Source organism: Actinophytocola oryzae, from assembly GCF_004364325.1.
In the GTDB taxonomy this organism is placed as follows: Bacteria; Actinomycetota; Actinomycetes; order Mycobacteriales; family Pseudonocardiaceae; genus Actinophytocola; species Actinophytocola oryzae.
On the sequence record NZ_SOCP01000036.1, the window covers coordinates 1 to 25,217 of the forward strand.

General features: G+C 70.8%; 24 protein-coding genes and 1 pseudogene. 13 read left to right on the forward strand and 12 right to left on the reverse strand.

Going from position 1 to position 25,217, the window contains the following annotated elements; translation table 11 throughout:
- Positions 1-187 precede the first annotated feature (187 nt).
- From CLV71_RS46610 to CLV71_RS46620, 3 genes are all read left to right on the forward strand, one after another.
- Complete coding sequence (locus tag CLV71_RS46610; protein WP_133909414.1) at positions 188-1,948, forward strand: cytochrome c biogenesis protein DipZ; 1,761 nt, start codon at positions 188-190, stop codon at positions 1,946-1,948.
- A gap of 79 nt (positions 1,949-2,027) precedes the next feature.
- Complete coding sequence (locus tag CLV71_RS46615) at positions 2,028-3,281, forward strand: SAM-dependent methyltransferase (protein WP_133909415.1); 1,254 nt, start codon at positions 2,028-2,030, stop codon at positions 3,279-3,281.
- Positions 3,278-3,967, forward strand: coding sequence for an anti-sigma factor (locus CLV71_RS46620; protein WP_133909449.1), 690 nt, complete (start codon positions 3,278-3,280; stop codon positions 3,965-3,967). The genes CLV71_RS46615 and CLV71_RS46620 overlap by 4 nt, the downstream gene beginning before the upstream one ends.
- A gap of 900 nt (positions 3,968-4,867) precedes the next feature.
- Here CLV71_RS46620 and CLV71_RS46625 read toward each other — a convergent pair.
- The 3 genes from CLV71_RS46625 to CLV71_RS46635 all read right to left on the reverse strand — a co-directional run bounded on the left by CLV71_RS46625 (position 4,868) and on the right by CLV71_RS46635 (position 8,477).
- Entirely contained in the window at positions 4,868-6,646 is a 1,779-nt protein-coding gene (locus CLV71_RS46625; RefSeq protein WP_133909416.1) for an autotransporter outer membrane beta-barrel domain-containing protein, read from the reverse strand.
- 57 nt (positions 6,647-6,703) lie between these two features.
- A complete protein-coding gene (locus CLV71_RS46630) occupies positions 6,704-7,834 on the reverse strand; it encodes a hypothetical protein (RefSeq protein ID WP_133909417.1) in 1,131 nt (376 codons plus the stop codon).
- A gap of 283 nt (positions 7,835-8,117) precedes the next feature.
- On the reverse strand, positions 8,118-8,477 hold the full coding sequence (locus CLV71_RS46635) for an ATP-binding protein (protein WP_133909418.1): 360 nt from the start codon (positions 8,475-8,477) through the stop codon (positions 8,118-8,120).
- Between the two features lie 239 nt (positions 8,478-8,716).
- Between CLV71_RS46635 and CLV71_RS46640 the strand changes: the two genes are divergently transcribed.
- From CLV71_RS46640 to CLV71_RS46665, 6 genes are read left to right on the forward strand one after another with little or no spacing between them, the layout of a single operon-like run.
- Complete coding sequence (locus CLV71_RS46640) at positions 8,717-9,577, forward strand: STAS domain-containing protein (protein ID WP_133909419.1); 861 nt, start codon at positions 8,717-8,719, stop codon at positions 9,575-9,577.
- A 31-nt stretch (positions 9,578-9,608) separates the two neighbouring features.
- A complete protein-coding gene (locus tag CLV71_RS46645; protein ID WP_133909420.1) occupies positions 9,609-10,016 on the forward strand; it encodes an STAS domain-containing protein in 408 nt (135 codons plus the stop codon).
- Positions 10,013-10,423: an ATP-binding protein gene (locus tag CLV71_RS46650; RefSeq protein ID WP_133909421.1), complete on the forward strand. Its 411-nt coding sequence runs from the start codon at positions 10,013-10,015 to the stop codon at positions 10,421-10,423. The genes CLV71_RS46645 and CLV71_RS46650 overlap by 4 nt, the downstream gene beginning before the upstream one ends.
- Positions 10,411-11,454 carry an ATP-binding SpoIIE family protein phosphatase gene (locus CLV71_RS46655; RefSeq protein WP_243867530.1) on the forward strand — a complete coding sequence of 348 codons (1,044 nt, stop codon included), beginning with the start codon at positions 10,411-10,413 and terminating at the stop codon, positions 11,452-11,454. Before CLV71_RS46650 ends, CLV71_RS46655 begins: the two co-directional genes overlap by 13 nt.
- Positions 11,451-13,223 carry an ATP-binding protein gene (locus tag CLV71_RS46660; protein WP_133909422.1) on the forward strand — a complete coding sequence of 591 codons (1,773 nt, stop codon included), beginning with the start codon at positions 11,451-11,453 and terminating at the stop codon, positions 13,221-13,223. Before CLV71_RS46655 ends, CLV71_RS46660 begins: the two co-directional genes overlap by 4 nt.
- Positions 13,220-14,761, forward strand: coding sequence for a fused response regulator/phosphatase (locus CLV71_RS46665; protein WP_133909423.1), 1,542 nt, complete (start codon positions 13,220-13,222; stop codon positions 14,759-14,761). The genes CLV71_RS46660 and CLV71_RS46665 overlap by 4 nt, the downstream gene beginning before the upstream one ends.
- A 6-nt stretch (positions 14,762-14,767) precedes the next feature.
- Here CLV71_RS46665 and CLV71_RS46670 read toward each other — a convergent pair whose 3' ends face one another.
- Positions 14,768-15,550 (reverse strand): GAF and ANTAR domain-containing protein, encoded by a 783-nt coding sequence (locus CLV71_RS46670; protein WP_133909424.1) that lies wholly within the window; start codon positions 15,548-15,550, stop codon positions 14,768-14,770.
- Between the two features lie 181 nt (positions 15,551-15,731).
- On the opposite strand from CLV71_RS46670, the gene CLV71_RS46675 reads away from it, so the two are divergent.
- Complete coding sequence (locus tag CLV71_RS46675; RefSeq protein ID WP_133909425.1) at positions 15,732-17,390, forward strand: NPCBM/NEW2 domain-containing protein; 1,659 nt, start codon at positions 15,732-15,734, stop codon at positions 17,388-17,390.
- A 6-nt stretch (positions 17,391-17,396) separates the two neighbouring features.
- On the opposite strand, the gene CLV71_RS46680 is transcribed toward CLV71_RS46675, so the two are convergent.
- On the reverse strand, positions 17,397-17,831 hold the full coding sequence (locus CLV71_RS46680) for a MarR family winged helix-turn-helix transcriptional regulator (RefSeq protein WP_243867533.1): 435 nt from the start codon (positions 17,829-17,831) through the stop codon (positions 17,397-17,399).
- A 13-nt stretch (positions 17,832-17,844) separates the two neighbouring features.
- Entirely contained in the window at positions 17,845-19,611 is a 1,767-nt protein-coding gene (locus CLV71_RS46685; protein ID WP_133909427.1) for an ABC transporter ATP-binding protein, read from the reverse strand.
- Positions 19,612-19,782: 171 nt separating this feature from the next.
- Here CLV71_RS46685 and CLV71_RS46690 point away from each other — a divergent pair, with 171 nt between their 5' ends.
- The gene (locus CLV71_RS46690; RefSeq protein WP_243867536.1) at positions 19,783-20,487 is read left to right on the forward strand and encodes a DUF3159 domain-containing protein; all 705 of its coding nucleotides are present in this window, start codon (positions 19,783-19,785) and stop codon (positions 20,485-20,487) included.
- Here the strand turns inward: CLV71_RS46690 and CLV71_RS46695 are convergent.
- The 3 genes from CLV71_RS46695 to CLV71_RS46705 all read right to left on the reverse strand — a co-directional run bounded on the left by CLV71_RS46695 (position 20,484) and on the right by CLV71_RS46705 (position 22,719).
- Positions 20,484-20,960 (reverse strand): MarR family winged helix-turn-helix transcriptional regulator, encoded by a 477-nt coding sequence (locus tag CLV71_RS46695; RefSeq protein WP_133909428.1) that lies wholly within the window; start codon positions 20,958-20,960, stop codon positions 20,484-20,486. The two genes, CLV71_RS46690 and CLV71_RS46695, sit on opposite strands and share 4 nt — an antisense overlap.
- A 142-nt stretch (positions 20,961-21,102) precedes the next feature.
- Positions 21,103-21,921, reverse strand: a complete 819-nt coding sequence (locus CLV71_RS46700; RefSeq protein ID WP_133909429.1) for a DUF2382 domain-containing protein — start codon at positions 21,919-21,921, stop codon at positions 21,103-21,105.
- 156 nt (positions 21,922-22,077) lie between these two features.
- On the reverse strand, positions 22,078-22,719 hold the full coding sequence (locus CLV71_RS46705) for a class I SAM-dependent DNA methyltransferase (RefSeq protein ID WP_133909430.1): 642 nt from the start codon (positions 22,717-22,719) through the stop codon (positions 22,078-22,080).
- A gap of 72 nt (positions 22,720-22,791) precedes the next feature.
- On the opposite strand from CLV71_RS46705, the gene CLV71_RS46710 reads away from it, so the two are divergent.
- A complete protein-coding gene (locus CLV71_RS46710) occupies positions 22,792-23,670 on the forward strand; it encodes an alpha/beta fold hydrolase (RefSeq protein ID WP_133909431.1) in 879 nt (292 codons plus the stop codon).
- Between the two features lie 40 nt (positions 23,671-23,710).
- Here CLV71_RS46710 and CLV71_RS48285 read toward each other — a convergent pair whose 3' ends face one another.
- The 3 genes and pseudogenes from CLV71_RS48285 to CLV71_RS50875 form a co-directional block, all read right to left on the reverse strand.
- On the reverse strand, positions 23,711-23,875 hold the full coding sequence (locus CLV71_RS48285) for a hypothetical protein (protein ID WP_166664549.1): 165 nt from the start codon (positions 23,873-23,875) through the stop codon (positions 23,711-23,713).
- A gap of 66 nt (positions 23,876-23,941) precedes the next feature.
- The gene (locus CLV71_RS46715; protein WP_133909432.1) at positions 23,942-24,304 is read right to left on the reverse strand and encodes a hypothetical protein; all 363 of its coding nucleotides are present in this window, start codon (positions 24,302-24,304) and stop codon (positions 23,942-23,944) included.
- A 143-nt stretch (positions 24,305-24,447) separates the two neighbouring features.
- A pseudogene (locus CLV71_RS50875) lies at positions 24,448-24,738 on the reverse strand (substrate-binding domain-containing protein); the annotation flags it as partial.
- A 155-nt stretch (positions 24,739-24,893) separates the two neighbouring features.
- Here CLV71_RS50875 and CLV71_RS49990 point away from each other — a divergent pair.
- The gene (locus CLV71_RS49990) at positions 24,894-25,121 is read left to right on the forward strand and encodes a hypothetical protein (protein ID WP_166664547.1); all 228 of its coding nucleotides are present in this window, start codon (positions 24,894-24,896) and stop codon (positions 25,119-25,121) included.
- Positions 25,122-25,217: the final 96 nt, after the last annotated feature.

Genomic DNA, 25,217 nt, shown 5'->3' on the forward strand with positions numbered 1-25,217 from the left:
GTCGCCCGGGGCCTGCGGTCGTCGGGAATTCGGTGTCCGGTGCGGGTCGGATTGGCGGGAAAACAAGCCGTTACCCGTCCGTTATCCCCGCGCCCGGGACCAATCCGATTCGGGCTGGGTCGCGAACACCTCACGGAACGTCCAGAAACCACAAGGGATCCAGTGAGGACAATGCAGTGAGGACATCGTGCTGACACTAGCGTTGATCGGTCTGGTCGGTGGGCTGGTGACCGGCATCTCGCCGTGCATCCTCCCAGTGCTGCCGGTCATCTTCTTCTCCGGCGCCAGTACCGCCAACGCCGAGGACAGCGGCAAGTCCGTCGAGGCGGGTGGCGGTGTCGCGGTGGCCGAACGGACCGAGACCCCCACGCCGTCACGGGCGCGACCGTATCTGGTGATCGCCGGCCTGGTGGTGAGCTTCACGCTGGTGACGTTGTTCGGCTCGCTGCTGTTGTCCGTGCTGGGGCTGCCGCAGGACGTGTTGCGGTGGGCCGGTCTGGTGGTGCTGGTGATAATCGGGATCGGCCTGATCGCGCCCCGGTTCGAACACCTGCTGGAGAAGCCGTTCTCCTGGATACCGCAACGCAACCCCGACTCCACCCGAGGCGGTTTCCCGCTGGGGCTGGCACTGGGCGCGGTCTACGTGCCCTGCGCGGGCCCGGTGTTGGCGGCGATCACCGTGGCGGGCTCCACGGGAAGGATCGGCCTCGACACCGTCGTGCTCACGGCCGCGTTCGCGGTGGGAGCGGCGATCCCGCTGCTCGTCTTCGCGCTCGCGGGCCGCCGCGTCGCGGAACGGGTCAAGGCGTTCCGCAAGCGCCAGCGCGGTATCCGCGTCACCGCGGGCATCGTCATGATCGCCCTCGCCGCCGGCCTGGTGTTCAACCTGCCGCAGCTGCTGCAACGCGCCATCCCCGACTACACCTCCGGCCTGCAGGACCAGGTGAACAACAGCAAGCAGGTGCAGGAAGCGCTGAACCTTGGCGGTATCGAGAACGACCAGAACAAGGACCTCGACAACTGCACCAACGACGCCACCGCGCTCCAGTCCTGCGGAACGGCGCCGGACATCGAGGACATCCAGCAGTGGCTCAACACGCCGGGCGGCGCACCCGTGGACCTCAAGTCGTTGCACGGCAAGGTGGTGCTGCTGGACTTCTGGGCCTACTCGTGCATCAACTGCCAACGCTCCATTCCGCACGTCGTCGCGTGGGACAAGGCCTACCGCGACGCCGGCCTGCAGGTCATCGGCATCCACTCACCCGAGTACGCGTTCGAGAAGGTGCCGGGCAACGTGGCCGACGCCACCGACAAGTTCGGCATCACCTACCCCGTCGCGCTGGACAACAACCTGGGCACCTGGACCAACTACCGCAACCGCTACTGGCCTGCCCACTACCTCATCGACGCGAAGGGCACCGTCCGGCACATCAGGTTCGGCGAGGGCAACTACGACGTCACCGAGAAGCTCGTGCGCGAGCTGTTGCGTGACGCGAACCCGAAGGTGTCCCTGCCCAGGCCGACCGACACGGCCGACGACACACCGAACACCGCCGACATCACCCAGGAAACCTACCTCGGGTCAACCAAACGGGTGAATTACGCGGGACAGGGCACCTACACCGCCGGTGACCGCACCTTCACCTTCCCCGGCAAGCAACCCGAGAACACCTTCGCCCTCGACGGCGCATGGACCCTTTCCTCCCAGAACATCACCCCGACCGGCGAACCAGGCCGGATCCGGCTGAACTACCGCGCCAACCAGGTACGGATGGTCCTCTCCGGAAACGGCACGGTCACCTACCGAACCGGTGACCGGACCAGGACCATCAACGTTACCGGCACCCCCAACTCCTACGAGCTCGTGTCGACCGGCAAGAACCAGACCGGCACGGTCACGGTCACCCTCAGCAAGGGCGTACAGGCATATTCGTTCACCTTCGGCTGACCGGGTGATCCGGCAATCCACCGGACCGTCCACAACGAACTAGCCTTGACGGGCGAGATGACCCAGAGGAGGACTCGCGATGGCCACGGCGTCCATACAGGACACGACACTGCTCCCGGACACGGAACGGCTGCTCCGGTGGCCTGGCCTCGCGATCCCCGACGAGTCCCCGACCAGGGCGTGGCTGGCCGAGCGGCTGTTCCGGCGGACCGTGCGCAGGCTGCCGGTGCGGGCGGCCTTCCCGGGCGGGGAGGTGGTCGGCGCGGGCGGCCCAGGGTCACCCGTGATGCGGATCGTGCGCCCGGTCACCTTCTTCCACCGCCTCGGCATCGACGCGAAGATCGGGTTCGGCGAGGCGTACATGGCGGGCGACTGGACCAGCCGCGACCTCGCGGACCTCCTCACCCCGTTCGCCGAGCGCATCACCACGCTGGTGCCCCGTGCGCTGCAGCCGCTGCGCCGCTGGGTGGACGCGGCGAGGCCGACCGACGAGCGGAACACCGTCGAGGGCGCGCGGACCAACATCCACCGCCACTACGACCTGTCGAACGAGATGTTCGAGTCGTTCCTCGACGACTCGATGACCTACTCGTCGGCCTGGTTCCCCGCGGGCTGTGACGACCTGCATGCCGCGCAGCTGCGCAAGATCGACGGCATCCTCGACCTGGCCGGTGTCGACGCGGACACGCACGTGCTCGAGATCGGCTCCGGTTGGGGCGCGCTCGCCATCCGCGCCGCACGCCGAGGAGCCCGAGTGACCACCCTCACGATCTCGCCGGAGCAGAGAACCCTTGCCGAGCAACGGATCAAGGAAGCCGGCGTGGCCGACCGGGTGCAGGTCCTGCTGCGCGACTACCGGGACGCGCAGGGCCAGTACGACGCCGTGGTGTCCGTGGAGATGATCGAGGCGGTGGGCGACGAGTACTGGCCGACCTACTTCGCGACCATCGCCAGACTGCTCCGTCCGGGTGGGCGGGTCGGGCTGCAGGCGATCACGATGCCGCACGACCGCATGCTGGCCACGCGCCGGTCGCACACGTGGATCCACAAGTACGTGTTTCCCGGCGGGCAGCTCCTGTCGGTTCCGGCCGTGCTGGACAACGCGGCGGCGGCAGGCCTGGACGTCACCGACCGGCACAGCCTGGGCAGCCACTACGCACGGACGCTGCGTCACTGGCACGACCGTTTTGCCGCCAACGCGGACCGGGTGGCGGCGGCGGGCTTCGACCCGACGTTCCGCCGCATGTGGGAGTTCTACCTGGCGTACTGCGAGGCGGGTTTCCGTGCCGGGTACCTGGACGTGTGGCAGTTCGCCATGACCAGGCCCGCATGACCGTCGACCTGCACACGCTCACCGGGGCCTACGTGCTCCACGCCACGTCGGACACCGAACGAGCGGCGTTCGAACGGCACCTCACGGACTGCGGTTCGTGCACGGTGGAGGTGCGGGAGCTGGGGGAGACCGCGGTCCGGCTCGGCCTGGCGACAGTGGCCGTTCCGCCGCCGCACCTGAAGCAGACCGTCCTCGTCCGAATCCGAACGGAACGCCAGGCGCGTGTCCTTCGTCGGCGGGTGCCTTCGCCGGGACCACGGCTGGTCAGGCGTCTGGTCGCCGGAACCGCGGCGGCGATGGTGGTCGCGTCGGGGACGCTGGGTGTGGCGCTGGTGGTGCGGTCGCACGACGTCGACCAGGCCCAGCACCGGACGGAGGTGCTCGCGACGGTGCTGCGGGCCCGGGATGTTCGGTTCGTCCATTCTGGCGGGATCACGGTCGTGGTCGCCAGGGGGCAGGACCGGGGCGTCCTGCTGGCCGACCTCCCGCAGGCGCCCGACGGGCACGTCTACCAGGCGTGGACCGTGGACTCGGGCTACCACGCCGCGGGCGCCCCGTTCGAGGGCTCGACCACGACCGAACTGACCGGCCTGGTCACCGCAAACCGCGTCGCAGTGACGGTCGAGCCAATCAGCGGTTCCACCCAGCCGACCACCGCACCGGTCGTGGAGACCGCGATCCCGTGAGCCGCCACGCCGGCGGTTCCTGTGCGTGAGGTGTCGTGTCTGGTGGGTCCTGTTGGCCGGTCCCGCGCCGATTGTCGAGGCCGCGGATTCTGTGGTTGTCGGGTTGTCGACCGGGTGCCCTGGTGGCTTGGCTGGTCGGTGTTTGCCGTGGATGGTGTGGCCGTGTCCGTTGGGCCGTGTGGTGAGGCCCTGGTTGTCCGGCTGTCCCATCGGTCGCGGAGACCGTGCTCCCGTGATCGGCGGTTCGCGTGTGTGAGGTGCCGCCGTGGATCGTGTTGTCGTTCTGTCGGGCCGGGCCGGTGAGCCCTGTCGGCTTGCCGCGTTGATCGTTGCCGAGTCCGGTCCGGCGGGTCGTCGCCGGTCGGGCGCTTTGGTGGCTTCGGTGGTCGTTGTTGCGTGGTTGTTGAGCCGATCTGCCCGCCTGGCGCCCGGGTTCTCATCGGTCGCGGAGACCGCGATCCTCTGATCGGGCTCGCCGGTCGTTCGGTTCGTGAGCTGATGCCGTGGATCGTTTGCGGTGTCTGCCGAGCCGGTCGGCAAGTTCTGTCGGCCGGTTGCCGCGCTGACCGGTGAGGCCCGCCGATTCTGTGGTTTGGCGGGTCGTCGCCACGCCTCCGCCGAGCCTTCCGCGGTGTCCGGCGCTGTGTGGTCTCAGCGGGTTGCCGGGCCCTCACCTGGGGGGCTGACCGGTGTCGTTGTCCCGGACCCGTTCTGCCGTCCCGGTCGAGCCGGGGAGCCTGCGTTGTGCGGCCGCTGCCGAAACGGATGCGGTGTGCCGGCCGGATTCCTCGTCCGCCGGGTGCATGGCTCGCCTCGCCGCGGATCGCCCCTCCAGGTGGGCGCAAGGGTGCGGGGCGCCGATCGCTCGACGCCCCGCATCCTTCAACCAGTGGCCGACCGTCAGGCGGTCATGCCCGACCAGGCCGTGTTGGCCCCGGTCGCGGCGGCGTGGGCGGCACCGCCGTCACCGGCGGCACCTGAGTTGCCGCCGGTCGTGTTGTTCCAGTTCGCGGCGTTGCCGCTGGTGCCGGTCGACCCGGTGCCACCCGAGTTGCCGGACCACACGACCGTGGTGGACTCACCACTGTCGTGACGGCCGTGGGACTTCCAGTGGTTGTCCGTACGGGACCGTGCGGTGTTGCCGCCCGTCGACCCGGAGTTGCCCGAGTCGCCGGTCGTGCCTGTCACGGCGTCGTTGTCGCTCGTGGCGTTTCCGGCGTTGCCCGTGCTTCCGCCGTTGCCCGCGGTCGCGTTGGCCGAGGTGTCGCCGTCGGTGGTCGCGTCGCCGGTGTTGCCTGCGACGTCACCGCCCTTGTCGTGCCGGCTCCACTGACCAGACTTGGCGTCACCGGTGTGCGCGGTGTTGGAGCCCATGGCACTCGCGACGGCGTTGCCGCCGTCGCCTGCCATGCCGGAGTCGCCTCCGGTGGTGTCGCTCCAGTTCGTGGCGTCACCACTGTGCCCGGTCGCCCCGGTGTCACCCGAGTTCCCGGACCCGACGACGGTCGTCGACCGGCCGCCGGTGTCGTGGTGGCCGTTCCGGTCGCACTTCCAGTCGTCGTGCTTCCAGTCGTGCCTGCCACGGTCCTCACCGCTGCCGAGGTTGAACACGATCGCGGTGTTGCCACCGGTCGAGCCGCTGTCCCCGGAGCTGCCGGTGTTACCCGACACCGCGCTGTCGCCACTCGTGGCGTTGCCGCCGTCGCCGGTGCTTCCGCCGTTGCCGGCGGTCGCGTTCGACGTGGTGTCGCCACCCGAGGTGGCGTCACCGGTGGCGTCACCGGCGTGCCACCTGTCGTGCCGGCGCCCGGCGGTCGCGTCACCGGAGTGGGCCGCGTTGGAGCCCATGGCACCCGCGACGGCGCTGCCGCCGTCGCCTGCCATGCCGGAGTCGCCTCCGGTGGTGTTGCTCCAGTTGGTCGCGTCCCCGGTGTTCCCGGTCGAGCCGGTGTCACCCGAGTCGCCCGAGGTGACGGTCGTGTCGCACCGCGCCAGCACGCACAGCCCGTAGGCCGTGTTGCCGCCGGTGGACCCGGAGTCACCCGAGTTGCCGGAGTTGCCCGACACCGCGTTGTCGACGCTGCTCGCGTTGCCGCCGTTGCCGGTGCTTCCGCCGTTGCCGGCGGTCGCGTTCGACGTGGTGTCGCCACCCGAGGTGGCGTCGCCACTGGTGGCACGGCCGCCGTTGCCGGAGTGCGCCGTGTTCCCGCCCGCCGCGGACGAGGCGGCACTGCCGCCGTTGCCCGCCGCACCGGAGTCGCCCCCGGTGGTGTTGGAGGCGTTCGAGGCGTTGCCGGTGTTCCCGGTCGACCCGGTGTCACCCGAGCGTCCCGAACTCACCGACGTGTCGCACTTCGACAGCACGCACACGTTCGTCGCCGAGTTCCCGCCGGTGGACCCGGAGTTGCCCGAGTTCCCGGAGTTGCCCGACGCCGCGTTGTCGTTGCTCGTGGCGTTGCCACCGTTGCCGGAGTCGCCGCCCTTGCCCGCGGTGGCACCGGAGTCGGTGTCACCGCCCGCGGTCGCGTCGCCCGACACGACCGAGGTAACCGAGTTGAGCACGTTCCCGAGACCCAGCGGTCCCGAGTCCGTGTCGGCACTCGCCACCGCGCTGCCCAGCAGGGCGAACCCGCCGGACATCACCGCGATGGTGAGACCGCGTCGCACATACTTGTGCATCTGCTTTCCTTCTTCCCTTTCATGAACCTGACTGGTCGGTCGTGAGAAAGAGGAAGATCAACTCGGATGGTCCCGGTCGTCGTAGCCGAACCACGCGGTGCCGACGATCGTGCCGGGCGGGGCGCGCCCACTGCTGGGCCACTGCCCGACGACACCACCGGAGGCACCGACCACGGCGGCGTCACCGCCGTGCGGGCCACTCGCGCCGCCGGCCATACCGCCGCCGGTGACGGCGAACGGGACCGGTGCGGTGGGCGACCCTGGTCGGGGACCGGGCGAACCTGGTGCCATGTCCGGGCCGGACGTCACGACACCCGAGACGGTGGCACGCGAGGACACCTCGTGAACCACCTGTGCCCGCGGTGAACGGTCGACAGGAGCCGGGCTCCCTGGCACCGAGCCCGTCGCCTCGACCGGGCCCGTCGCGTCCGCCGCCGGTGTCACCACCGGCTTCGGCGCGTTGGGCGTGAGCAACGGCCCCGTGACCGGCGCGGCAGCACGCAACACCGGCGCGACCGCCGCGACCACCGGCCGCAACAACGGCGCGGTCACCGGAGCGACCGCCTCCGCGACCGGCCGGACGACCGGAGCGAGCAAGTCAACCCCGGCACGCACCACCGGCGCGACCGGTCCGACCACCGCCGCGACCACCGGCGTCACCGGTTCGGCCACCGCGGCCACCACCGGCGCAACCGGATCGACCGTAGCGGCGACGACCGTCGCAACCGGACCGACCACCGCATCGACCACCGTCGCAACCGGCTTGGCCACCGTGGCGACCGTCGCAATCGGTCCGACCACCGCGTTGGCCACCGGCGTAACCGGTTCGGCGGCTGCGGCGATGCCCGGCGTCACCGGCTTGGCCACTGCGGCGGCCGGTTGCACGGCCGCCGCGGCTACCGGCGCGGCCGGGTGGACCAGCGCGTCGGCCACCGGCCTGACGACGTCGTCGGCGAGGGACCCGGTCAACGGCTCCGTGAGCCGACCGAGACCACCGGCCACTGGCGTGTCGTCCTTCCGCGACACCGAACCGCCATCGTCCGCGGCGGCGCGGTCGGCCACGACCAGGACGACCAACCCGAGCCCGAACAACAGGCCCACGACCACCAGGAACCTGCGCAACAACACCAACGCCGGGTCCCGACAACCATCCGGTGCCACTGGGACACCGGCTGCACAGACCTCCATCTGCATCACCCCCTTCCGAAGGTCGGTCAGCAACCCGCATTCGAGTCCTGCCGCTCCACGGATGGGTGAAACAACGAACTATTCTTTTTCACCCACAAGGGGTTTACGGTCGCGTCCACTGGGTACCAAGAAGCGTTTGTCCAGCTCAAAGGCCACCACAACGCCTATCACGATCGAGTATCGACAGTTACGCCTTCCTAACACTGGGCGTTACGAAGGACGCCTTCCTGACGCTGGGCGTTACGAAGGCGTCCTTCAGTGCACCAGTCTCAAGTGGAAAACGTCAGTTGGACGGCAGCCGCCACGTCATCCGGACCTCGGTGCCCCCGCCGGTCGTGCTGACCTCGGCCTCCGTGCCCAGCCGGTCGATCAGCACCAGACCGCGCCCACGCAGGCCGGGCGGCGCGGCCGGGTCGCGCCACTGCCCGAAATCGCACACGGTCACCGTCACGACGTCCCCGGACCGGTCCACATGCACCTCGACCGTGCCGCTGCCCTGCTCGCGGTAGGCGTGCTCGACCGTGTTGGCCAGGGCCTCGTAGCCCGACAGCATGATCGCGTGGACCGTGTCCTCGTCCAGCCCCTGTGCCGTCGCCCAGTCCCTGAGCATCTGCCGGACCGGCCCGAGCTTCTGGGCCGACATGTCTCCCGAGAAGAGCACTGTGGCTGTGTCGCCTGGGCCATGACTCACGTGTGCTCCCGTTCTCCGGCGACCGAACGGGTGGTGGCCCCAACGGCTCAGCTCTCCAGTACCCCGCTACCCGCCTGTTCACACGCGTTCCGGGCGGCTGCCCGGGGAATGTTCGGCCAGTCGCGGTCGCGCCGGATTTGCTCAGGCTACTGTTACCGCGACCGGTGGGAACGTGGACGAGGAGGACCCGGGTGACAACGGAAGCGGAGCGCGCTCATCGCCTCACCGAGAGGCTGTCTGCCAGCGGCGACTCCCTCGTGGCCCGGTGGGTCGAACTGGCGGCCGAAGCGGTGCGCGGCAGGGTGACCACCAAGGAGCTGGAGCAGGACTTCCGCGAGCTGTTCAACGCGCTGCTGCCGGTCGTGCCCCGGGAGGGGAGCACTCTGGACGACCCCGCCTACACGGAGATCAAGGCGCTGCTCGCCAGCGTGTCGCGGACGCGGGCCAGGCAGGGCTCCACGCCGTCGGAGACCGCGTCGAGCGTCTTCGCGCTCAAGCGCGCCGTGTCCGAGCTGACGGAGAACGACGAGGACCCGGCGCTGTTCCGGCAGCTGCTGTCCTTCTCGTCCCTGCTCGACAACCTGGGGCTGTGGACGTTCGAGACCTACACCGCGGCACGCGAGGAGATCATCAAGGAGCAGTCGGAGCAGCTGCTGGAGCTGACCACGCCCGTGGTGAAGCTGTGGGAGGGCGTGCTGGGGGTTCCCCTGGTCGGCACGCTCGACTCGGCACGCACCCAGGTCGTGATGGAGAAGCTGCTCGAGGCGCTCGTCGAGACCGGCTCGCAGCACGCCATCATCGACATCACCGGCGTGCTCGCGGTGGACACGCAGGTCGCACAGCACCTGCTCAAGACCGTGATGGCGGCGCGGCTGATGGGTGCGGAGTGCGTCGTGTCCGGCATCCGCCCGCAGATCGCCCAGACCATCGTGGCGCTCGGCATCGAGTTCGGTGACATCGTCACCAAGGCGACCCTCGCCGACGCGCTGCGGCACGCGCTGTCCAGGGAGGGCATCGACCTGGTGCGGAGAAAGACCGCGGTGTCCTCGTGAACGAACCCTTCGAAGCGGGTGAGGTGGTCTCGTGACGGAGCGGGTGCCGATTCTGAGCATCGGCGACGTGCTGCTGGTGTCGATCCAGGTCGACCTCTCCGACCAGAGCGCGATCGCGCTCCAGGAGGACCTCGCCGAGAAGATCAGCGCGACCGGGGCGACCGGTGTCGTCATCGACATCTCCGCGGTGGAGATCGTGGACTCGTTCATCGGCCGGATGTTCGCCACGATCGCCTCCATCTCCCGGCTGTTCGACGCAGAGACGGTCGTGGTCGGCATGCGGCCGGCGGTGGCGATCACGCTGGTCGAGCTCGGCCTGTCGCTCGGTGAGGTGCGCACCGCCCTCGACCTCGAACGGGGCATGAAGATCCTCCGCGCGCTGGCCGCGCGCCGCGGAGGGCGGCGGGGAGACAGCGGTACCGTCGTGGCCACTCCATGACAGCCGCGTCGGAGCCCGAGGAGGTGGCCATCACCACCGACGGTGACGTCGTCCGGGTGCGCCAGCTCGTGCGCACCTATGCCACGCGGGCGAAACTGTCCCTCGTGGACCAGACCAAGCTCGTCACCGCCACGAGCGAGCTGGCGCGGAACACGCTGGTGTACGGCGGCGGCGGGATGGCCACGGTGGCGATGGTCAGCGACGGCGCCCGCAAGGGCGTGCGAGCCTCCTTCCACGACGACGGGCCCGGCATCCCGGACCTGACGCTGGCCCTTGCCGACGGCTGGAGCAGCGGCAAGGGGCTCGGGCTCGGCCTGAGCGGCGCCAAGCGGCTCGTCGACGACTTCGACCTCGACACCGAGGTCGGCCGGGGCACCGAAGTCACCGTGGTGAAGTGGTCCCGGTGATCGGGTCGGCCTGCCTGCCCATCGTGGCCGACGTCGACGCGATCCGCGTGGACGACGTGTCCGCGCCCGGTCGGGCGCGCCGCGTCGCCGGGGCACTGGCCGCGCAGCTCGGGTTCACCGACACCCGCGTCGCGGAGGTCGAGATCGCCGTCACCGAGCTGGGCACCAACCTGCACCGGCACGCACGCGAGGGGATGCTGTTCGTCCGGTCGGTGCGTGCCGTCGAGGAGGCGGCCGTCGAGGTCGTCGCCGTCGACCGGGGGCCGGGCATCGCGAACGTCGAGGAGGCCATGCGCGACGGACAGTCCTCCACCGGCACCCTCGGGGTGGGGCTCGGCGCGGTCACGCGGCTCGCCGACGCGAGTGCCGTGTCGTCCGAGGTGGGGGCGGGCACGGTCGTCACCGCGCGGTTCCACCGGCGCCGCGGCGCGTGTGCCGAGCTGCCCGGCGAGCTGGCGGCGGGCATCACGAGGCCGATCGAGGGCGAGGACGTCTGCGGCGACGGGTACGCCGTCTGCGACGAGGGCGGCAGGCTCAGGCTGATGATGTGCGACGGGGCCGGGCACGGACCGCTGGCCGCGTGGGCGTCGCAGGCGGCCGTGCGGTCGTTCCACGACGACCTCTCCGGCGGACCGGGTGACATCCTCGGCCGGATCCACACAGCGATGCGTGGCACCCGGGGCGGCGCGGTCGCGGTCGCGGACCTCGACCTCGAGCGGCGGACGGTCGTGTTCGCGGGCCTGGGCAACATCGCGGCCTGCGTCGTCGCAGGCGGCAGGAAGCAGAGCATGGTGTCGGTGCCGGGCATCGCCGGGTACCAGGCACGCACCATCAGGACATTCGACTACGCGCTGCCGGCGGGTGCCGTGGTGGTGCTGCACTCCGACGGCCTCACCGAGCGTTGGGGCGCCGAGGAGAGGGGCGGTCTGTTCGGCAGGGACTCCCTGGTCATCGCCGCGACCCTGCTGCGTGACATGGGTGTCCGGAAGGACGACGCCGGCGTCCTGGTCGCCCGGCCCACGGTCCGGTGAGCGCGGCTCGCCGCCACGGTGACGTGCTGCGGCTGACGAGCACGACCGAGCGTGACGTGTTCACCGTCCGGCAGCGCGGTCGCGAGATCGCCGAGGCCATCGGGTTCGAACGCCAGGACCAGCTGCGGTTCGCGACGGCGCTGAGCGACGTCGGCCGCGAGCTGTTCCGCCACGGTGTCACCGCCGCGGTGACCTTCACCGTAGACGACGGCGCCGCGCCGGGCCTGAGCGCAGAGTTCTCCTGGCACGGTGACCCGCCGGAGCGCGTCATCCCCGGCGGGTGGTCGCCCGCGGCACGGCTGGTCGACGCCGTGGACACCGCCCACTCGAACGGCCGGGGCTCCCTGACACTGCGCAAACAGCGGCCCGTCAGCCTGCCGCCGCTCTCCGAAGCCGACATCGAGCGGCTGCGTGACACGCTCACCGAGAGCCGGGCCGCCGACCCGCTCGACGAGCTGCGGACACAGAACCAGGAGCTGCTCGACACGCTCGAGAACGTCGAGGTCCAGCGCAAGGAGCTGGTGCGGCTCAACGACGAGCTGGAGGACACCAACCGGGGTGTCATGGCGCTCTACAAGGAATTGTCCGAAGAGCTGGACGAGACCAACCGGGGTGTCGTCGCCCTCTACGCCGAGCTGAACGAGAAGTCGACGCAGCTCAGGGCGGCCAGCGAGGCGAAGACCCGGTTCTGGTCGACGATCAGCCACGAGCTGCGCTCACCCATCAACTCGGTCCTCGGCCTGGCCAGGCTGCTGTCCTCGGCGGGCTCCGACCCGCTCACCGACGAGCAGCGCAGGCAGGTCCGGCTCATCGAGGACTCCGGCTCGACACTGCTCGCGCTCGTCAACGAGCTGCTCGACACGGCCAAGGCGGAGTCCGGTCGGCTGGCGCCCCAGCTCGCCCCGGTGGACCTCACGGAGGTCCTGCGCCACCTGCGGGGCACCCTGCGATCGACGATCCGGTCGCCGGAGGTCGAGCTGGTCGTCGACGAGCCTTCGTCGCTGCCGCTGCTGTGGACCGACGAGACGATGCTCGTGCGGATCCTGCGCAATCTGCTGTCCAACGGCGTCAAGTTCACCGAGAAGGGCACGGTGCACCTGCGCGCCGAGCTCTCGGCGGACGGCACGCGGGTCCTGTTCACCGTCACCGACACCGGGATCGGGATACCCGAGGACCAGCTGGAGCGTGTCTTCGAGGAGTTCCACCAGGTCCGCGGCCCGCTGCAGGGCAGGGTGACCGGCACCGGGCTCGGCCTGCCCTACGCGAGGCGGCTCGCGGAGATCCTCGGCGGTGACCTCGAGCTGACCAGCGTGCTCGGCAGCGGCACCGCGGTCGTACTGCGGGTGCCCGTGCACGACTCCCAGGACGGGGAACTGCCCCGCCTGGACTCCGTCCTGGTCGTGGACGACGACGAGGGCTTCCAGGAACGCCTCGGCGGGCTGGTCGAGCAGTTCACCGACGAGGTGCGCTACGCCAACGACGGCCGCGCCGCGCTCGACGCGGTCGCGCGGCGCCGACCAGCGCTCGTCTGCCTCGACCTGTACATGCCCGGGATGAACGGCCGCGAGGTGCTCGGGGTCCTGCGGGGCAAGGCCGAGCTGCGGAGTATCCCGGTCGTCGTGGTGACCTCGGCCGGGGTGGAGGGCATGGACCTGACGAGCGCGGGTCTCGGGGCCGCACTGCTGCCGAAGTCGCAGCTGTCGGTCGACACGGTCCGGCTGGCGATCACCGAAGCGTTGATGGTCCTACCCAGGGCGGTGTGGGAATGATGATATCGAGCGAGCTCGCGACCATCCTGGTGGTGGACGACTCGGAGCCGAACCGCTACCTGCTCGGCAGCTGGCTGCGGCGCGGCGGCTACCGGGTGATCGAGGCCGGGACCGGGGCGGAGACGCTGGCGCTCCTCGCGGAACAGCGGCCTGACCTGGTGCTGCTCGACGTGCACCTGCCCGATATGAGCGGGCTGGACGTCTGCGCGCGCCTCAAGACCGATCCCGTGACGGCTGCCGTGCCGGTGATCCACCTGTCCGCGACCGCGATCGAACCCGAGGACGAGGTGCGGGGCCTGTCCGGGGGCGCGGACGCGTACCTGGTCGAGCCGGTGGACCCCGGCGTGCTGACCGCGACGGTGGAGGCCGTGCTGCGGTACTACCGCGCCCGCGCCGTCGCGGAACGCCTCGCCGCACGGCTCACACACCTGACGCGGGTGACCCGCAGGCTCAACTCGGCAACGACGTTCGAATCGCTGCTCACCGCGGCGGCCGAGGGTGCCGCCACCATGTTCGGCGGCGCCGCCACCGCGGTGACCTCGACCTCGCTCGGCCAGGTGCGGGCGACCGCCGTCCCGGGCGGTGCCGTCACCAGCAGCACCGAACAGGGCGCGCAGATCGGGATCGACCAGGTCGCGGGCACCACCCCGCTGCCTGCCGTGGTGGCCGCCGCCCAGGTGAGCTGGCACGGCGAGCACCCGGCCACGGTGTTCGTCGGCGCCCCGAAACCGACCTTCGCGCCGGTGTGCGTCGCGGTCGACACCGCCGACACCGACGCGGACCGGGACCTCCTGCTGCAGCTCGGACTCGCCACCGCGCTCGCGTGCGAGGGCCTGCGCACGCGGTCGGAGGAGCACACCCTGGCCGTCACGCTCCAGCGCAGCCTCCTGCCCGGCGAGACCCCGGCCATCCCGGGACTGAGCATCGCGACGCGGTACATGCCCGCCGCGCACAACGTGGAGATCGGCGGCGACTTCTACGAGGTGGCCGAGCTGGACGACCGGGTGCTGATCGCGGTCGGCGACGTGGTCGGGCACTCCGTCCAGGCCGCCATCGTGATGGGTGCGATCCGCCACGCACTGCGTGCCTACGCGATCGAGGGCCACGACACCGTGACGATCCTCCACCGCGTCGACGCGCTGGTCGCCCGGTTCCACCCCGGCTGGTTCACCACCATGTGCGTGATGCTCGTGGACCCGGCGACCGGTGAGGCCGAGATCGCCAACGCCGGGCACATCCCCCCGCTGTTGTCCGACGCCACCGGCAACCGGTACGTCGAGGCGGTCGGGCCGCTGCTCGGCGCGGGCTGGCGCCGGCCGAAGGCGACGCGGGTGGTGCTGCGGCCGGGTGCCGTGGTCCTGTTGGTCACCGACGGGCTGGTCGAGCGGCGGGACCGGACCGTCGACGTCGGCATGGCGGCCATCCGGGAGCACGTCACGCACGACGCGGAGATCGAGTCCCTGTGCGAGTCGCTGCTGAGCCGGTTCGGCCGCGATGCCAAGGACGACATCGCCCTGATGGCCATCCGCTTCCGCTGACCGGCCTCAGAGCTCCGTGTGGCGTGCGGTCAGGGTCGCCGCCACCTCGACGAGCTTGACGTTGAGCCGTTGGGAGCTCTGGCGCAGGATGTCGAACGCCTCCTCGGCGGCGATGCCGCGGCGCGCCATGATGATGCCCTTGGCCTGCCCGATGACGTCCCGGCTGTCGATGGCCCGGCGCAGCTGCGCCTCGTGCAGCTCGGCACGGGTCACCGCCTCGGTGCGAGCGAGCGCGAGCGACGCGTGGGTGGCGAGCAGCAGTACCTGGTTCACGTCGGTCGTGTCGAGGCCGTGAGGGCGGCGGGAGTAGATGTTGAGCGCGCCGGACCGGTCGGGCGGGATCGCGTCCGGCACGAGGGCGGTCGAGAGCACCGCCCCGGCGCCGAGCTCATCCGCCGCGGGTGCCCAGCGCGGCCACTGGTCGGTGTGCCGCAGGTCCGCGCTGTGTGCCGAGGCCGGACCTTCCGGCAGCGCCGAGTCGTGGCAGGGCCCCTCGTCGAACTCGTACTGGAGCTCGTCCAGCCGGTCGGCGACGGGATCGGTACGCACGGGGGTGTGGAAGTTGCCCTCCGGGTCACGGACCGTCACGCTCACCATGTCGGCGGCGGGGATCAGGACGGTGACCGCGCGCACGACCTGTGTCAGCACGTCCTCGACCGTCCGCGCGTCGAGGAGCTCGCGGGTGAGCGTGAGGAACTGGCGCGCCAGCGGACCCGGCTCGACGCCGCCCTCCTGGCCTGCCGCGACGAACCGCTCCTTGTCCCTCTCCCATTCCCGCGTGTCGGTCATCGGTGTGTTCTTCCCTGGTTGGTCACGGCGTAAACGACATCGCGGCACCGGTCACATCGCAAGTGGGAACCCACCAGAATCACACATTGCTTTGCCAACTCTTGACTGGTCGGCTGTGCGAGTTCGACGATGTTCGTCGGGTTTCCGTTGATTGACGTGCGAACTTGAGAACGGAGGCGCGATGAGGCGTCGAACCGTGTTGGGTGCCGTGGTCGTCCTGCTGCTGGCGGCGGTGACCGTGGTCGGGTCGGGAGCGGGCACGTCGGCGCCGAGGGCGGTGGCCATCGAGAACGGGCTCGCACGCACGCCCGCGATGGGCTTCAACAACTGGAACGCGACGAACTGCCGTGCCGAGTTCGACGAGCAGATGGTCCGCCAGATCGCGGACATCTTCGTCGCACGCGGCTTGCGCGACGCCGGCTACACCTACGTCAACCTCGATGACTGCTGGGCGCTGCCCAACCGCGACGGCGCGGGCAACCTGGTGCCCGACCCGGTGCGGTTTCCCAACGGCATCAAGGCCGTCGCCGACTACGTGCACGGCAGGGGCCTGAAGTTCGGCATCTACACCAGCGCCGGCACGAAGACCTGCAACTCACTGGGTTTCCCCGGCGCGATCGGCCACGAGCAGCAGGACGCCAACACCTTCGCGTCGTGGGGTGTGGACTACCTGAAGTACGACAACTGCGGCGACCACCTCGGGCAGAGCGCGCAGGACCGCTACACGAGGATGCGGGACGCGCTGCTCGCCACGGGCCGCCCGATCCTGTTCTCCATCTGCGAGTGGGGCTCCAACGCTCCGTGGGACTGGGCGCAGCCGGTCGGCAACAGCTGGCGCACCACCGGCGACATCGAGGACAACTGGAACAGCATGCTCGCGATCTTCAAGGCCAACGTGGGCCTCGCGGTGAACGCGCAGCGCGGCGGGTGGAACGACCCCGACATGCTCGAGGTCGGCAACGGCGGCATGACCGACACCGAGTACCGCAGCCACTTCTCCCTGTGGGCCATGATGAACGCGCCGCTGCTGATCGGCTCGGACCTGCGCAGCGACGGCCAGAGCACCTTCGACATCCTGACCAACCGCGACGTGATCGCGCTGAACCAGGACGGCCTCGGCGTGCAGGCCACCGAGATCGCGAACGCGGATGGCCACCACGTGCTGACCAAGCCGCTGGACAACGGCGACGTCGCGGTCGCACTGTTCAACGAGACCGGTTCGACGGCCACGTTCGGCACGACCGCCTCGGCGGCGGGCCTCGGCAACGCGACCTCCTACCAGCTCAGGGACCTGTGGTCCAAGGCGGTGACGACGAGCACGGGCGCGGTCAGCGCGTCGGTGCCCGCCCACGCCACCGTGGTCTACCGGGTCAGCAGGGCAGGCACGTTCACCCCGCCGCCCGCGGGCACCACGCAGGTGTCGGCGTTGACGGCGAGCTTGTCGGCGAGTGCGTGGGGTCCGGTCGAGCGGGACCGCAGCAACGGCGAGCAGGCCGCGGGCGACGGCCGCACGCTCACGATCGGCGGCACCACCTACGCCCGGGGCATCGGCGTGCACGCCCGCAGCGAGGTGCGCTACTACCTCGGCGGCCGGTGCACGTCCTTCCAGGCGTCGGTCGGCCTCGACGACGAGACCGGCGACAACGGCTCCGTCGCCTTCGAGGTGTGGGGCAACGGGATGCTGGCGAGCAGCGGCGTGGTCCGCGGCACCGACGCGGCGAAACGCGTCACGGCCAACGTGTCCGGTCTCCAGTACGTGCACCTGGCGGTGCTGCCCACAGTGGACGGTCCGCGCTACGACCACGCCGACTGGGCCGACGCCACGCTCACCTGCGCCTGACCGGTCTCACGAGTCCGCGACACGCATCATGAGCTTGGCGGCGAGACCGAGCAGGTCCTGCTCGGTCTCGCTGAGCGTCTCGACCATCGCGGCGGCCAGCCACTGTTCCCGCTCCACGCTGTAGGCACGCAGGGTGCGCAGCCCCTGGGCGCTGATCTCCACCAGCACCCGCCGCCCGTCGTCGGGGTCGGGGCGGCGCGTGATGAGGCCGTCGCGGTCGAGGGCGGCCAGCACGCGGGTCAGTGACTGGGGGTGGAGGCGCTCCGACTCCGCCAGTGCCTTGGGCGTGTGGGTGCCCGCGCGGTGCAGGCGCCGCAGTACCGCCAGCTCCAGCGGGCTCGGGCCACCTCGGCCCCCTTCCGTCCGCATCCGCCAGTTCAGCCTCCCCACGCCCTCGCGGACGAGTCGCGAGAGGTCGGCCAGGTCTTGCTCGGAGCGCATGTCCCGAATGTAGTTACGTCTTCGCGCTCCGGACGAGCCGGGCATAGCGCCCGTCGCGTGCGAGCAACTCGGCGTGGGTGCCGTGCTCGACGATCCGCCCGCCGTCGAGCACCACGATCTGGTCGGCGCTCGCGACCGTGGACAGCCGGTGCGCGATGGTGATCGTGGTGCGGTGCGCGGCGAGGCGGTCCAGCTCCGCCTGCACCGAGCGTTCGGTGTGGTTGTCCAGCGCGCTGGTGGCCTCGTCGAGGATCAGGATCGGCGGGTTGCGCAGCAGGATCCTGGCTATCGCGAGGCGCTGCCGCTCGCCGCCGGAGAACCGGTAGCCGCGCTGGCCCACGACCGTGTCGTAGCCGTCGTCGAGTGCCGCGACGGTGTCGTGGATGTGTGCGGCACGTGCCGCCGCCTCGATCTCCTCGTCGGTCGCGTCCGGCCTGGCGAAGCGCAGGTTCTCCCGCACGCTGGCGTGGAACAGGTAGGTGTCCTGGGAGACCACGCCGACGGCGCCTGCCAGCGAGTCGAGGGTGACGTCCCGGACGTCGACGCCGTCGACGAGCACCTGGCCCTCGGTCGTCTCGTAGAGCCTCGCGACCAGGTAGGCGAGGGTCGTCTTACCGGACCCGGTGGCGCCGACCAGCGCGGTGGTGGTGCCGCCGGGGATCTCCAGGTCGATGTCGCGCAGGGTCCAGGTCTCCTCGTAGCGGAACGACACGCCCGACAGGCGCACGGTGCCGCGCCGCACCTCCAGCTCCTTCGCGTCGGCCCGGTCGGTGATCTCCACGGGCAGGTCGAGCACCTCGAAGATGCGGGCGAACAACGCGGTGGAGGTCGAGAACTGCTGGCCGAGCGACTGCATCGCGGTGGCCGGGGCGATGAGGCGGTTGAGCATGCTGGTGAACGCGACGATGGTGCCGATGCTCGTCGGGTTGGCGCCGTAGGCGAGCGCCAGGCCCGCGATCCAGTAGACCAGCGCGGGCACCGCGGTGAGCGCACTGCGCCGCGACGCCGTCTGCCACCGCCCGGCGAGTGCCGCGGCGCGTTCCAGCCGGGAGATCTCCTGTGACTGGGCGGCGAACCGGTCCCGCAGGGTCCGCGCGTTGCCGGTGGTCTTGGTGAGCATGACACCCGCCACCGACAGGGACTCCTCGACCAGCGTGGTCAGCCCGGCGAGCCTGCGCTGGCGGCTGCCTGCGAGCCTCCGGCGTTTTCGCCCGAGCCGCATGGTCAGCAGCAGGAACGCCGGCACGACGACGAGGCCGAGGATCGCCAGCTGCCAGTCGAGCACGAGCAGCGTCACCGCGATGGCCAGCGTGGTGATCCCGTTCTGCACCACCGAGCTGACCGTCGTGTTGACGACGTTGTCCACGCCGCCGACGTCGTTGAACACCCGCGAGAGGATTTCGCCCGTCCTGGTCCTGGTGAAGAAGGCGAGCGGCATCCGCTGGAGGTGGCCGTAGACCGACACGCGCAGGTCGTTCATCACCAGCTGGCCGATCGTGTTGGCGAGGCCGGTCGTGGCCACGCTCAGCGCCCCGCTGCCGAGTGCCGAGACGAGCATCCCCATCGCCAGCAGGCTCAGCAGCACGGTGTCCCGGGTCGGCAGCGCGGTGTCGATGATCTCGCGCAGGAACAGCGGCGACGCCACGCCGAGCACGGCCTGCGCCACGAGCAGCACCAGCAGCCCGGCGAGCCGTAACCGGTAGGGCCCGAAGAGGGCAAGGATCCGGCGGAGCGGCACGCCCTGGTCGACGTCCTGCTCCGACTCGGTCAGAGAAGTCATAAACATGAACGTACTAATCTTGGCCCCGAGAGGTCAAATACGGTGGTCAATCGACCAGATTAGTAAACTTATGTGTAGGGATGGGCTGCGCACGCCCGCGTGTGGGAGGGATATCTGCTCCGTAACGGCACACCCACGAACGGGTGACACGGGAGCTGACATGATTAACCCGTGAGTAAACCCAGGGTCAACGCGGAGTCGCCGGTGTATTCGACGAGCGCGCCGTCGGGCGGCATCCGGATCAAGGGTGCCCTGCTGACGCAGCGGTCGTCATCCCTGTTCGCCTCCCTGGGTGGCTGGCGCACGGTCGCCGAGATGTTCGTCTCGCGGGTGCTGTTCCTCATCTCCTACCTGCTGACCCGCGACGTGCTGGTCTCGGCGCTGGTCGCGGTGGGTGGCGTGATCGTGTTCGCGGTGTTCCGGATCTGGGCCGACCGGAAGTACTGGCAGGCGACCGCCGGTCTGATCATGGTGGGGATCTCGGCCGCGCTGGCCGGCGCCACGGGCGAGGGAGTCAACTTCTACCTGCAGGACATCGTGCGCAACGTGGGTGCCGCGGCGGTCCTGCTGGTGTCGATGCTGGTGTCGTGGCCGGTGATCGGGCTGCTGATCGGGTTCGCGCGCGGCGAAGGGGTCAGCTGGCGCCACGACCAGGACAAGCGGCGGCGCTACCAGCTGTGCACTGCCGTGTTCATGGCGAAGTTCGTCGTGGCGCCGCTGGTGATGCTGCCGTTCTACCTGGCCGGAGATGTGGTCGCGCTCGGCATCGTCGCGACACTGATGGGCACGCCCGCGATCGCGATCTGCGTCTACTGCTGCTGGCGGATCCTGCGCACGCCCGCCCCCGACGCCGATCCCGCACCGAAGCCTGCCTAGGGGTTCCTGGCGGCCTCAGCCCTGGTCTGCAGGTCGTCCACGTACCTGCGCAACAGGCGTTGCAGCTCGAGCAGGTCGCGGTCGCTCCACTCGCTGAACACCGGGGTGTTGAGGCGGTGGCGTGCCGCGTCGAGCGCGTCGATGACCTTGCGACCCTCGGCGGACAGGACCGCCTCGTTGACGCGGCGGTCCGTCGGGCTCGGGCGGCGCTCGACGAGACCCAGGTCGGCGAGCTTGGCGACCTGGCGGCTGATCGTGGTGTAGTCGCGGCCCGACCTGTCGGCGATCTCGCCGACACCGATGGGCCCGAACCGTTCGATGCCGACCAGCAGGGGGAACAGCGCGCGGTCGATCGTCACGCCTGCCTCGGCGAGCAGGAGGTCGTCGAGCTGGGGCATGTTCATGAAGGCGATGAGGTCGACGACCGAGTCGTGAATGTGGCGCATCGCGGTCTGCCGACGCCTGCTGGCCATGGCTGGCTGTGTCTCCCTCGTACCGATCCGTCCGGTGCCGCGAGCCTACTGGCGTGCGCCTGCCCCGCGGATCGGCCGGACCACCCGACCTGGCCGGGCCCCCGTCGTGCGGGGCCCGGCCAGGTCGGGAGGCCAGGAGGCGTCAGCGACGACCGCGACGCCCTCGGTCGCCCCGGTCGTCCTCGACGTCGATCTGTTCCTTGCGGACGGTGCCGGACACGGTCTCCTCGCCGGACACGGTGTCCTTGGACAGCCGCACGCGCTCCACCGGCACGGCCTCCTTCTGCACCACCGGCTTCTCGGCGTGCAGCGTCACCTCGTGCTCGGCCTCGGTGATGTCCTGGCCGCGCATGGCCGCGTCGCGGTTGGCGTCGGTCACGGGTTCGCGCTCAACGCGGACCTCCTCGTGGGAGATCGGCACGTTCATCTGCTTCTCTTCGGTGACGACGTGCTTCACCAGGCGCACCCGGCCGGTCTCGACCCGCTCGGTGCCGACCCGCATCTGCTCCTCGGAACGGGTCATCGCGTCCTCGCCGCGCCTGGCGCGCCCCTGCTGCCGGCCCGCGGCGGGCTGCTGCCGCGCCTTCTGGTCGCCCGCGCCGCGGGTCCGCTGCCGCCCGCCGTCCTCCATCCCGGTGCCCTGCGGCCCGAAACCGTAGTGGCGGTACAGCGCCGCCTGCTCGTCGTCGGTCATGTGGTCACTGGCCGCGTCGATCCTCGGCGACTCCTTGACCTGTTCCTTTTCGACCGGCACGCGCAGCTGGTTGTCGTCCTGCAGTTCGGCGCGCTGCAACGGCACGAACGACTCCTTCAGCCCGAACAGTCCCGTGTGGACCGAGGCCCACACCGGGTCGCCGGTCTGCCCGTCCAGCCAGACCCGCTTGACGGCGCCGATCTTCTCCCCGCGCGGGTCGATGACCTGGCAGTCGTACAACCGGTCTACTACGTCCTGACGGATCACGTTTCTCACCTTCCGTTGCCGACAGTCGAAATCTCCAACTGCCAGCGGCTGCCCAGGGCTGCCGACGGCTATTCGTCCACAGTGGTCTCGTCACTCGTCCGAGCGACGGAGTCGTCCCTGATCAGGGGGGTGCATTCGGGAGCGATCAACACACCGTCACGAGCGCCGGCCGAGGAGAATCGCCTGTGGCGTCGCGGCGTCCGGGTCGAGCAGCAGGTGGGCCTCGACCTCGAAGCCCGCGGCACGCACCAGGGCCGCCATCCTCTCCGGCAGGCGGCGGTGCACGTGGACCCGCATGGGGTGGCCGCCGTAGCCCCGCGTCTTCAGCCGCGACTCGTCGCCGACGTGGTAGCCGACCTGCAGTGCTCCGCCCGCGCGCAGCACCCGGTGGAAGTGCCCGAGGACGGTGGGCAGGACGTCGTCTGGCACGTGGATCAGCGACCACCAGGCGAGCACGCCGGCCACCGACGCGTCGGGAAGGTCCAGCTCGGTCATCGATCCCACCTCGAACCGCAGGCCGGGGTGGTCGCGACGGGCCCGCTCGACCATCGCGGGGGAGAGGTCCACCCCGAACGCGTCGACCCCGAGACCGTGCAGGTGCGCGGTGACGTGCCCCGGCCCGCAGCCGACGTCGGCGACCGGTCCACCGCCGCCGTCCAGCACGGCGCCCGCGAACAGCTCCAGCGCCGCACGCAGGTACCGGTCACCGGCGACGGCGTCGCGGATCAGGTCGGCGTAGGCCGCCGCGACCGTGTCGTAGGAGGTTCGGGTGTCGGCCAGCCAGTCACCGGGACGCACGCCTGGCACGGTACCGGCCGATGTCCGCCGACCGGGTTAGGGTCGTGGCAGCTCACGACCGGAGGACCCGCCATGGCGACACGAGAGACCACGACCCACACGCTGCGTACCGACGGTGCCGACATCGTGTACGACGTCCACGGGCCACTGCCCACTCCGGACGGCAGGCCACCGCTGGTCATGATCGGCCAGCCGATGGACGCCGGCGGGTTCACCAGGCTCGCCTCGCACCTGCCCGACCGCACGGTCGTCACCTGCGACCCCCGCGGCCTCGGCCGCAGCACCCGCAGCGACGGGCGCAGCGACAACACACCCGAGGTCCAGGCCGCGGACGTGCACGCGGTCATCGAGGCGCTCGGCGCCGGTCCGGTGGAGCTGTTCGGGAGCAGTGGCGGCGCGGTGACCGCGCTCGCGCTCGTCGCCGCCTACCCCGACGACGTGACCACACTGGTGGCCCACGAACCACCGCTCATCCCGGTGCTCCCGGACGCAGAGGCGGCGATGCGCGCGCGTGGCGGGGTCACCGACGTCTACAACGCCAGGGGCATGGGTGCCGGCATGGCCGCCTTCATGGGCATGTCGGGGTGGCAGGGCGAGTACACCGACGACTACTTCGCCCAGCCCACACCGGATCCGGCCGCCTTCGGGATGCCGGCCGACGACGACGGCAGGCGTGACGACCCGCTGCTGTCGGACCTGTCGTGGCCGATCAGCGGCTACCGTCCGGACGTCGCCGCGCTGACCGCGGCCCCGACCCGCGTCGTGATCGCGGTGGGGGAGGAGACCGGCAACGCCTTCACCGGGCGCACGGCCGTCGCGACCGCCGAGCTGCTCGGCCAGGAGGTCACCGTCTTTCCCAGCCACCACGGGGGTTTCCTCGGTCCGGAGTTCGGTTACGCGGGCAAGCCGGAGGAGTTCGCCGAGCGCCTGCGTGCCGTCCTCGAAGGCTGAGGGTCCCGGGGCTCCCGCGGGGGCCCCGGGACCGCTCGGGTCAGGCGATCGTCACGTAGGTGAACGCGAGGATGGTGCCGGGGCCGAGCAGCATGCCCAGCGAGACGACGCCGTAGATCGGCTTGTCCTTGACGTACATCGCGACGAGCATGCCGAGGGACGCCGCGAGGACGGCGAGCGCCAGCACCAGGACGACTAGAGACATGTTCGGGCCTTCCGGGACGCGTGAGTCGACGGCCGCCGGTCGCGGCAGCCGTTCGAGGGGGATCTGTCAGCTCACGCGGGCCGGGGGAGCGCGGGTGGACGGCGCGGCCGCCACCCCGGTCGCCACGGCGGTGCCCGCGACGACGCGGGCGAGGGAACGGCGGGTCGCCGAGGACGGGCCGGTCGTGTTGGCGCAGACGGCCCACCAGCTGTCCGGCGCCGGTGTGGACAGCGCGTGCCGCGCGGTGACGGGCAGGCGCAGCCAGTCCCGCAGGTCGTGGTGGGTCGCGGCTGTGTCGGGCGCCATGCCCGCCACGTGGGTCCGCGCGGCGAACCCCGGCGCCTCGGCGGACGCGGTGGCCCCGGTGCCCACGAGCACGGCGAACAGCAGGACGAGCAGGACGCGCCCGCGGTCCACCACTGCCCGCACCCGCTCACCCTCCAGAGGTCGACCCGTCGCGCAGAGGGTACCCGTGCCGCGGGCGCCCTCAGTGCCCTTGCGGGACGCGGGCCGTGCCCGTGCTGTGCGATGTGGCGGTCCACGGCGGTGACGCCGGGGCGGACCAGCCGGCACAGCGCCGAGTCCTCCCAGGACAGGATCGACAGCTCGGCGGGCACGGCGATGCCCATCTCCTGGGTCGCGGCCATGGCGGCCAGCGCCATGACGTCGTTGTCGAAGAGGATGGCGGTCGGCCGGTCCCGAGCGGAGAGCAGCCTGCGGGCCGCGCGGGCACCGCCGTCGCCGGTGTCGTCGGCGTGCAGCGTGCTCGACCACGCCAGCCGGTGCTCCTCGGCGGCGCGGGTGAACGCCTCGTCCCTGCGTGCCGTGTGCGTGAACACCACAGGGCCCGCGATCCGCGCGATGCGGCGGTGGCCGAGCGCGGCGAGGTAGCCGACCGCCTCCGCATCGGCTCATCGTCATCGCTCCACACGCACGGGACCGCCCGTGACCGCGGGTGGCCGAGCGCCACCGCGGGCAGCCCCAGCTCGGTGAGCAAGTCCAGCCGGGGGTCGTCGCCGTGGAGGTCGACGAGGATCACGCCGTCGACACGCCGTTCCGCCCACCAGCGCCGGTAGGTCTCCAGCTCGGCGGCGCGGTCCTCGGTCAGTTGCAGCGTCAGCGCGGTCGACGGGTCCTGGCGCGGCGCGTCCTGGATACCCGCCACCAGCTGCGTGAACAACGGCGCCACGCCGAGCACGTGCGCGGGCCGGTCGACGATCAGCCCGAGCGCGCCGTTGAGCGCTGAGGAGACCGCGCCCGTGGCTTCGGGCCAGGCGGGGAGCGGGGGACTTCAGTGGTCGACGTCCCTGGCAGGCCCGTTCTTGCCGAGTCAACTGTGGAC

Coding starts and splice junctions, on each gene's coding strand:
- CLV71_RS46650 (WP_133909421.1), top strand. CDS start 10,013: ATGACAGCCGCGTCGGAGCCCGAGGAGGTGGCCATCACCACCGACGGT.
- CLV71_RS46635 (WP_133909418.1), bottom strand. CDS start 8,477: ATGTCGGCCCAGAAGCTCGGGCCGGTCCGGCAGATGCTCAGGGACTGG.
- CLV71_RS46710 (WP_133909431.1), top strand. CDS start 22,792: ATGGCGACACGAGAGACCACGACCCACACGCTGCGTACCGACGGTGCC.
- CLV71_RS46620 (WP_133909449.1), top strand. CDS start 3,278: ATGACCGTCGACCTGCACACGCTCACCGGGGCCTACGTGCTCCACGCC.
- CLV71_RS46685 (WP_133909427.1), bottom strand. CDS start 19,611: ATGACTTCTCTGACCGAGTCGGAGCAGGACGTCGACCAGGGCGTGCCG.
- CLV71_RS46625 (WP_133909416.1), bottom strand. CDS start 6,646: ATGCACAAGTATGTGCGACGCGGTCTCACCATCGCGGTGATGTCCGGC.
- CLV71_RS46680 (WP_243867533.1), bottom strand. CDS start 17,831: ATGCGCTCCGAGCAAGACCTGGCCGACCTCTCGCGACTCGTCCGCGAG.
- CLV71_RS46695 (WP_133909428.1), bottom strand. CDS start 20,960: ATGGCCAGCAGGCGTCGGCAGACCGCGATGCGCCACATTCACGACTCG.
- CLV71_RS46670 (WP_133909424.1), bottom strand. CDS start 15,550: ATGACCGACACGCGGGAATGGGAGAGGGACAAGGAGCGGTTCGTCGCG.
- CLV71_RS46615 (WP_133909415.1), top strand. CDS start 2,028: ATGGCCACGGCGTCCATACAGGACACGACACTGCTCCCGGACACGGAA.
- CLV71_RS46665 (WP_133909423.1), top strand. CDS start 13,220: ATGATGATATCGAGCGAGCTCGCGACCATCCTGGTGGTGGACGACTCG.
- CLV71_RS46630 (WP_133909417.1), bottom strand. CDS start 7,834: ATGGAGGTCTGTGCAGCCGGTGTCCCAGTGGCACCGGATGGTTGTCGG.
- CLV71_RS48285 (WP_166664549.1), bottom strand. CDS start 23,875: ATGTCTCTAGTCGTCCTGGTGCTGGCGCTCGCCGTCCTCGCGGCGTCC.
- CLV71_RS46675 (WP_133909425.1), top strand. CDS start 15,732: ATGAGGCGTCGAACCGTGTTGGGTGCCGTGGTCGTCCTGCTGCTGGCG.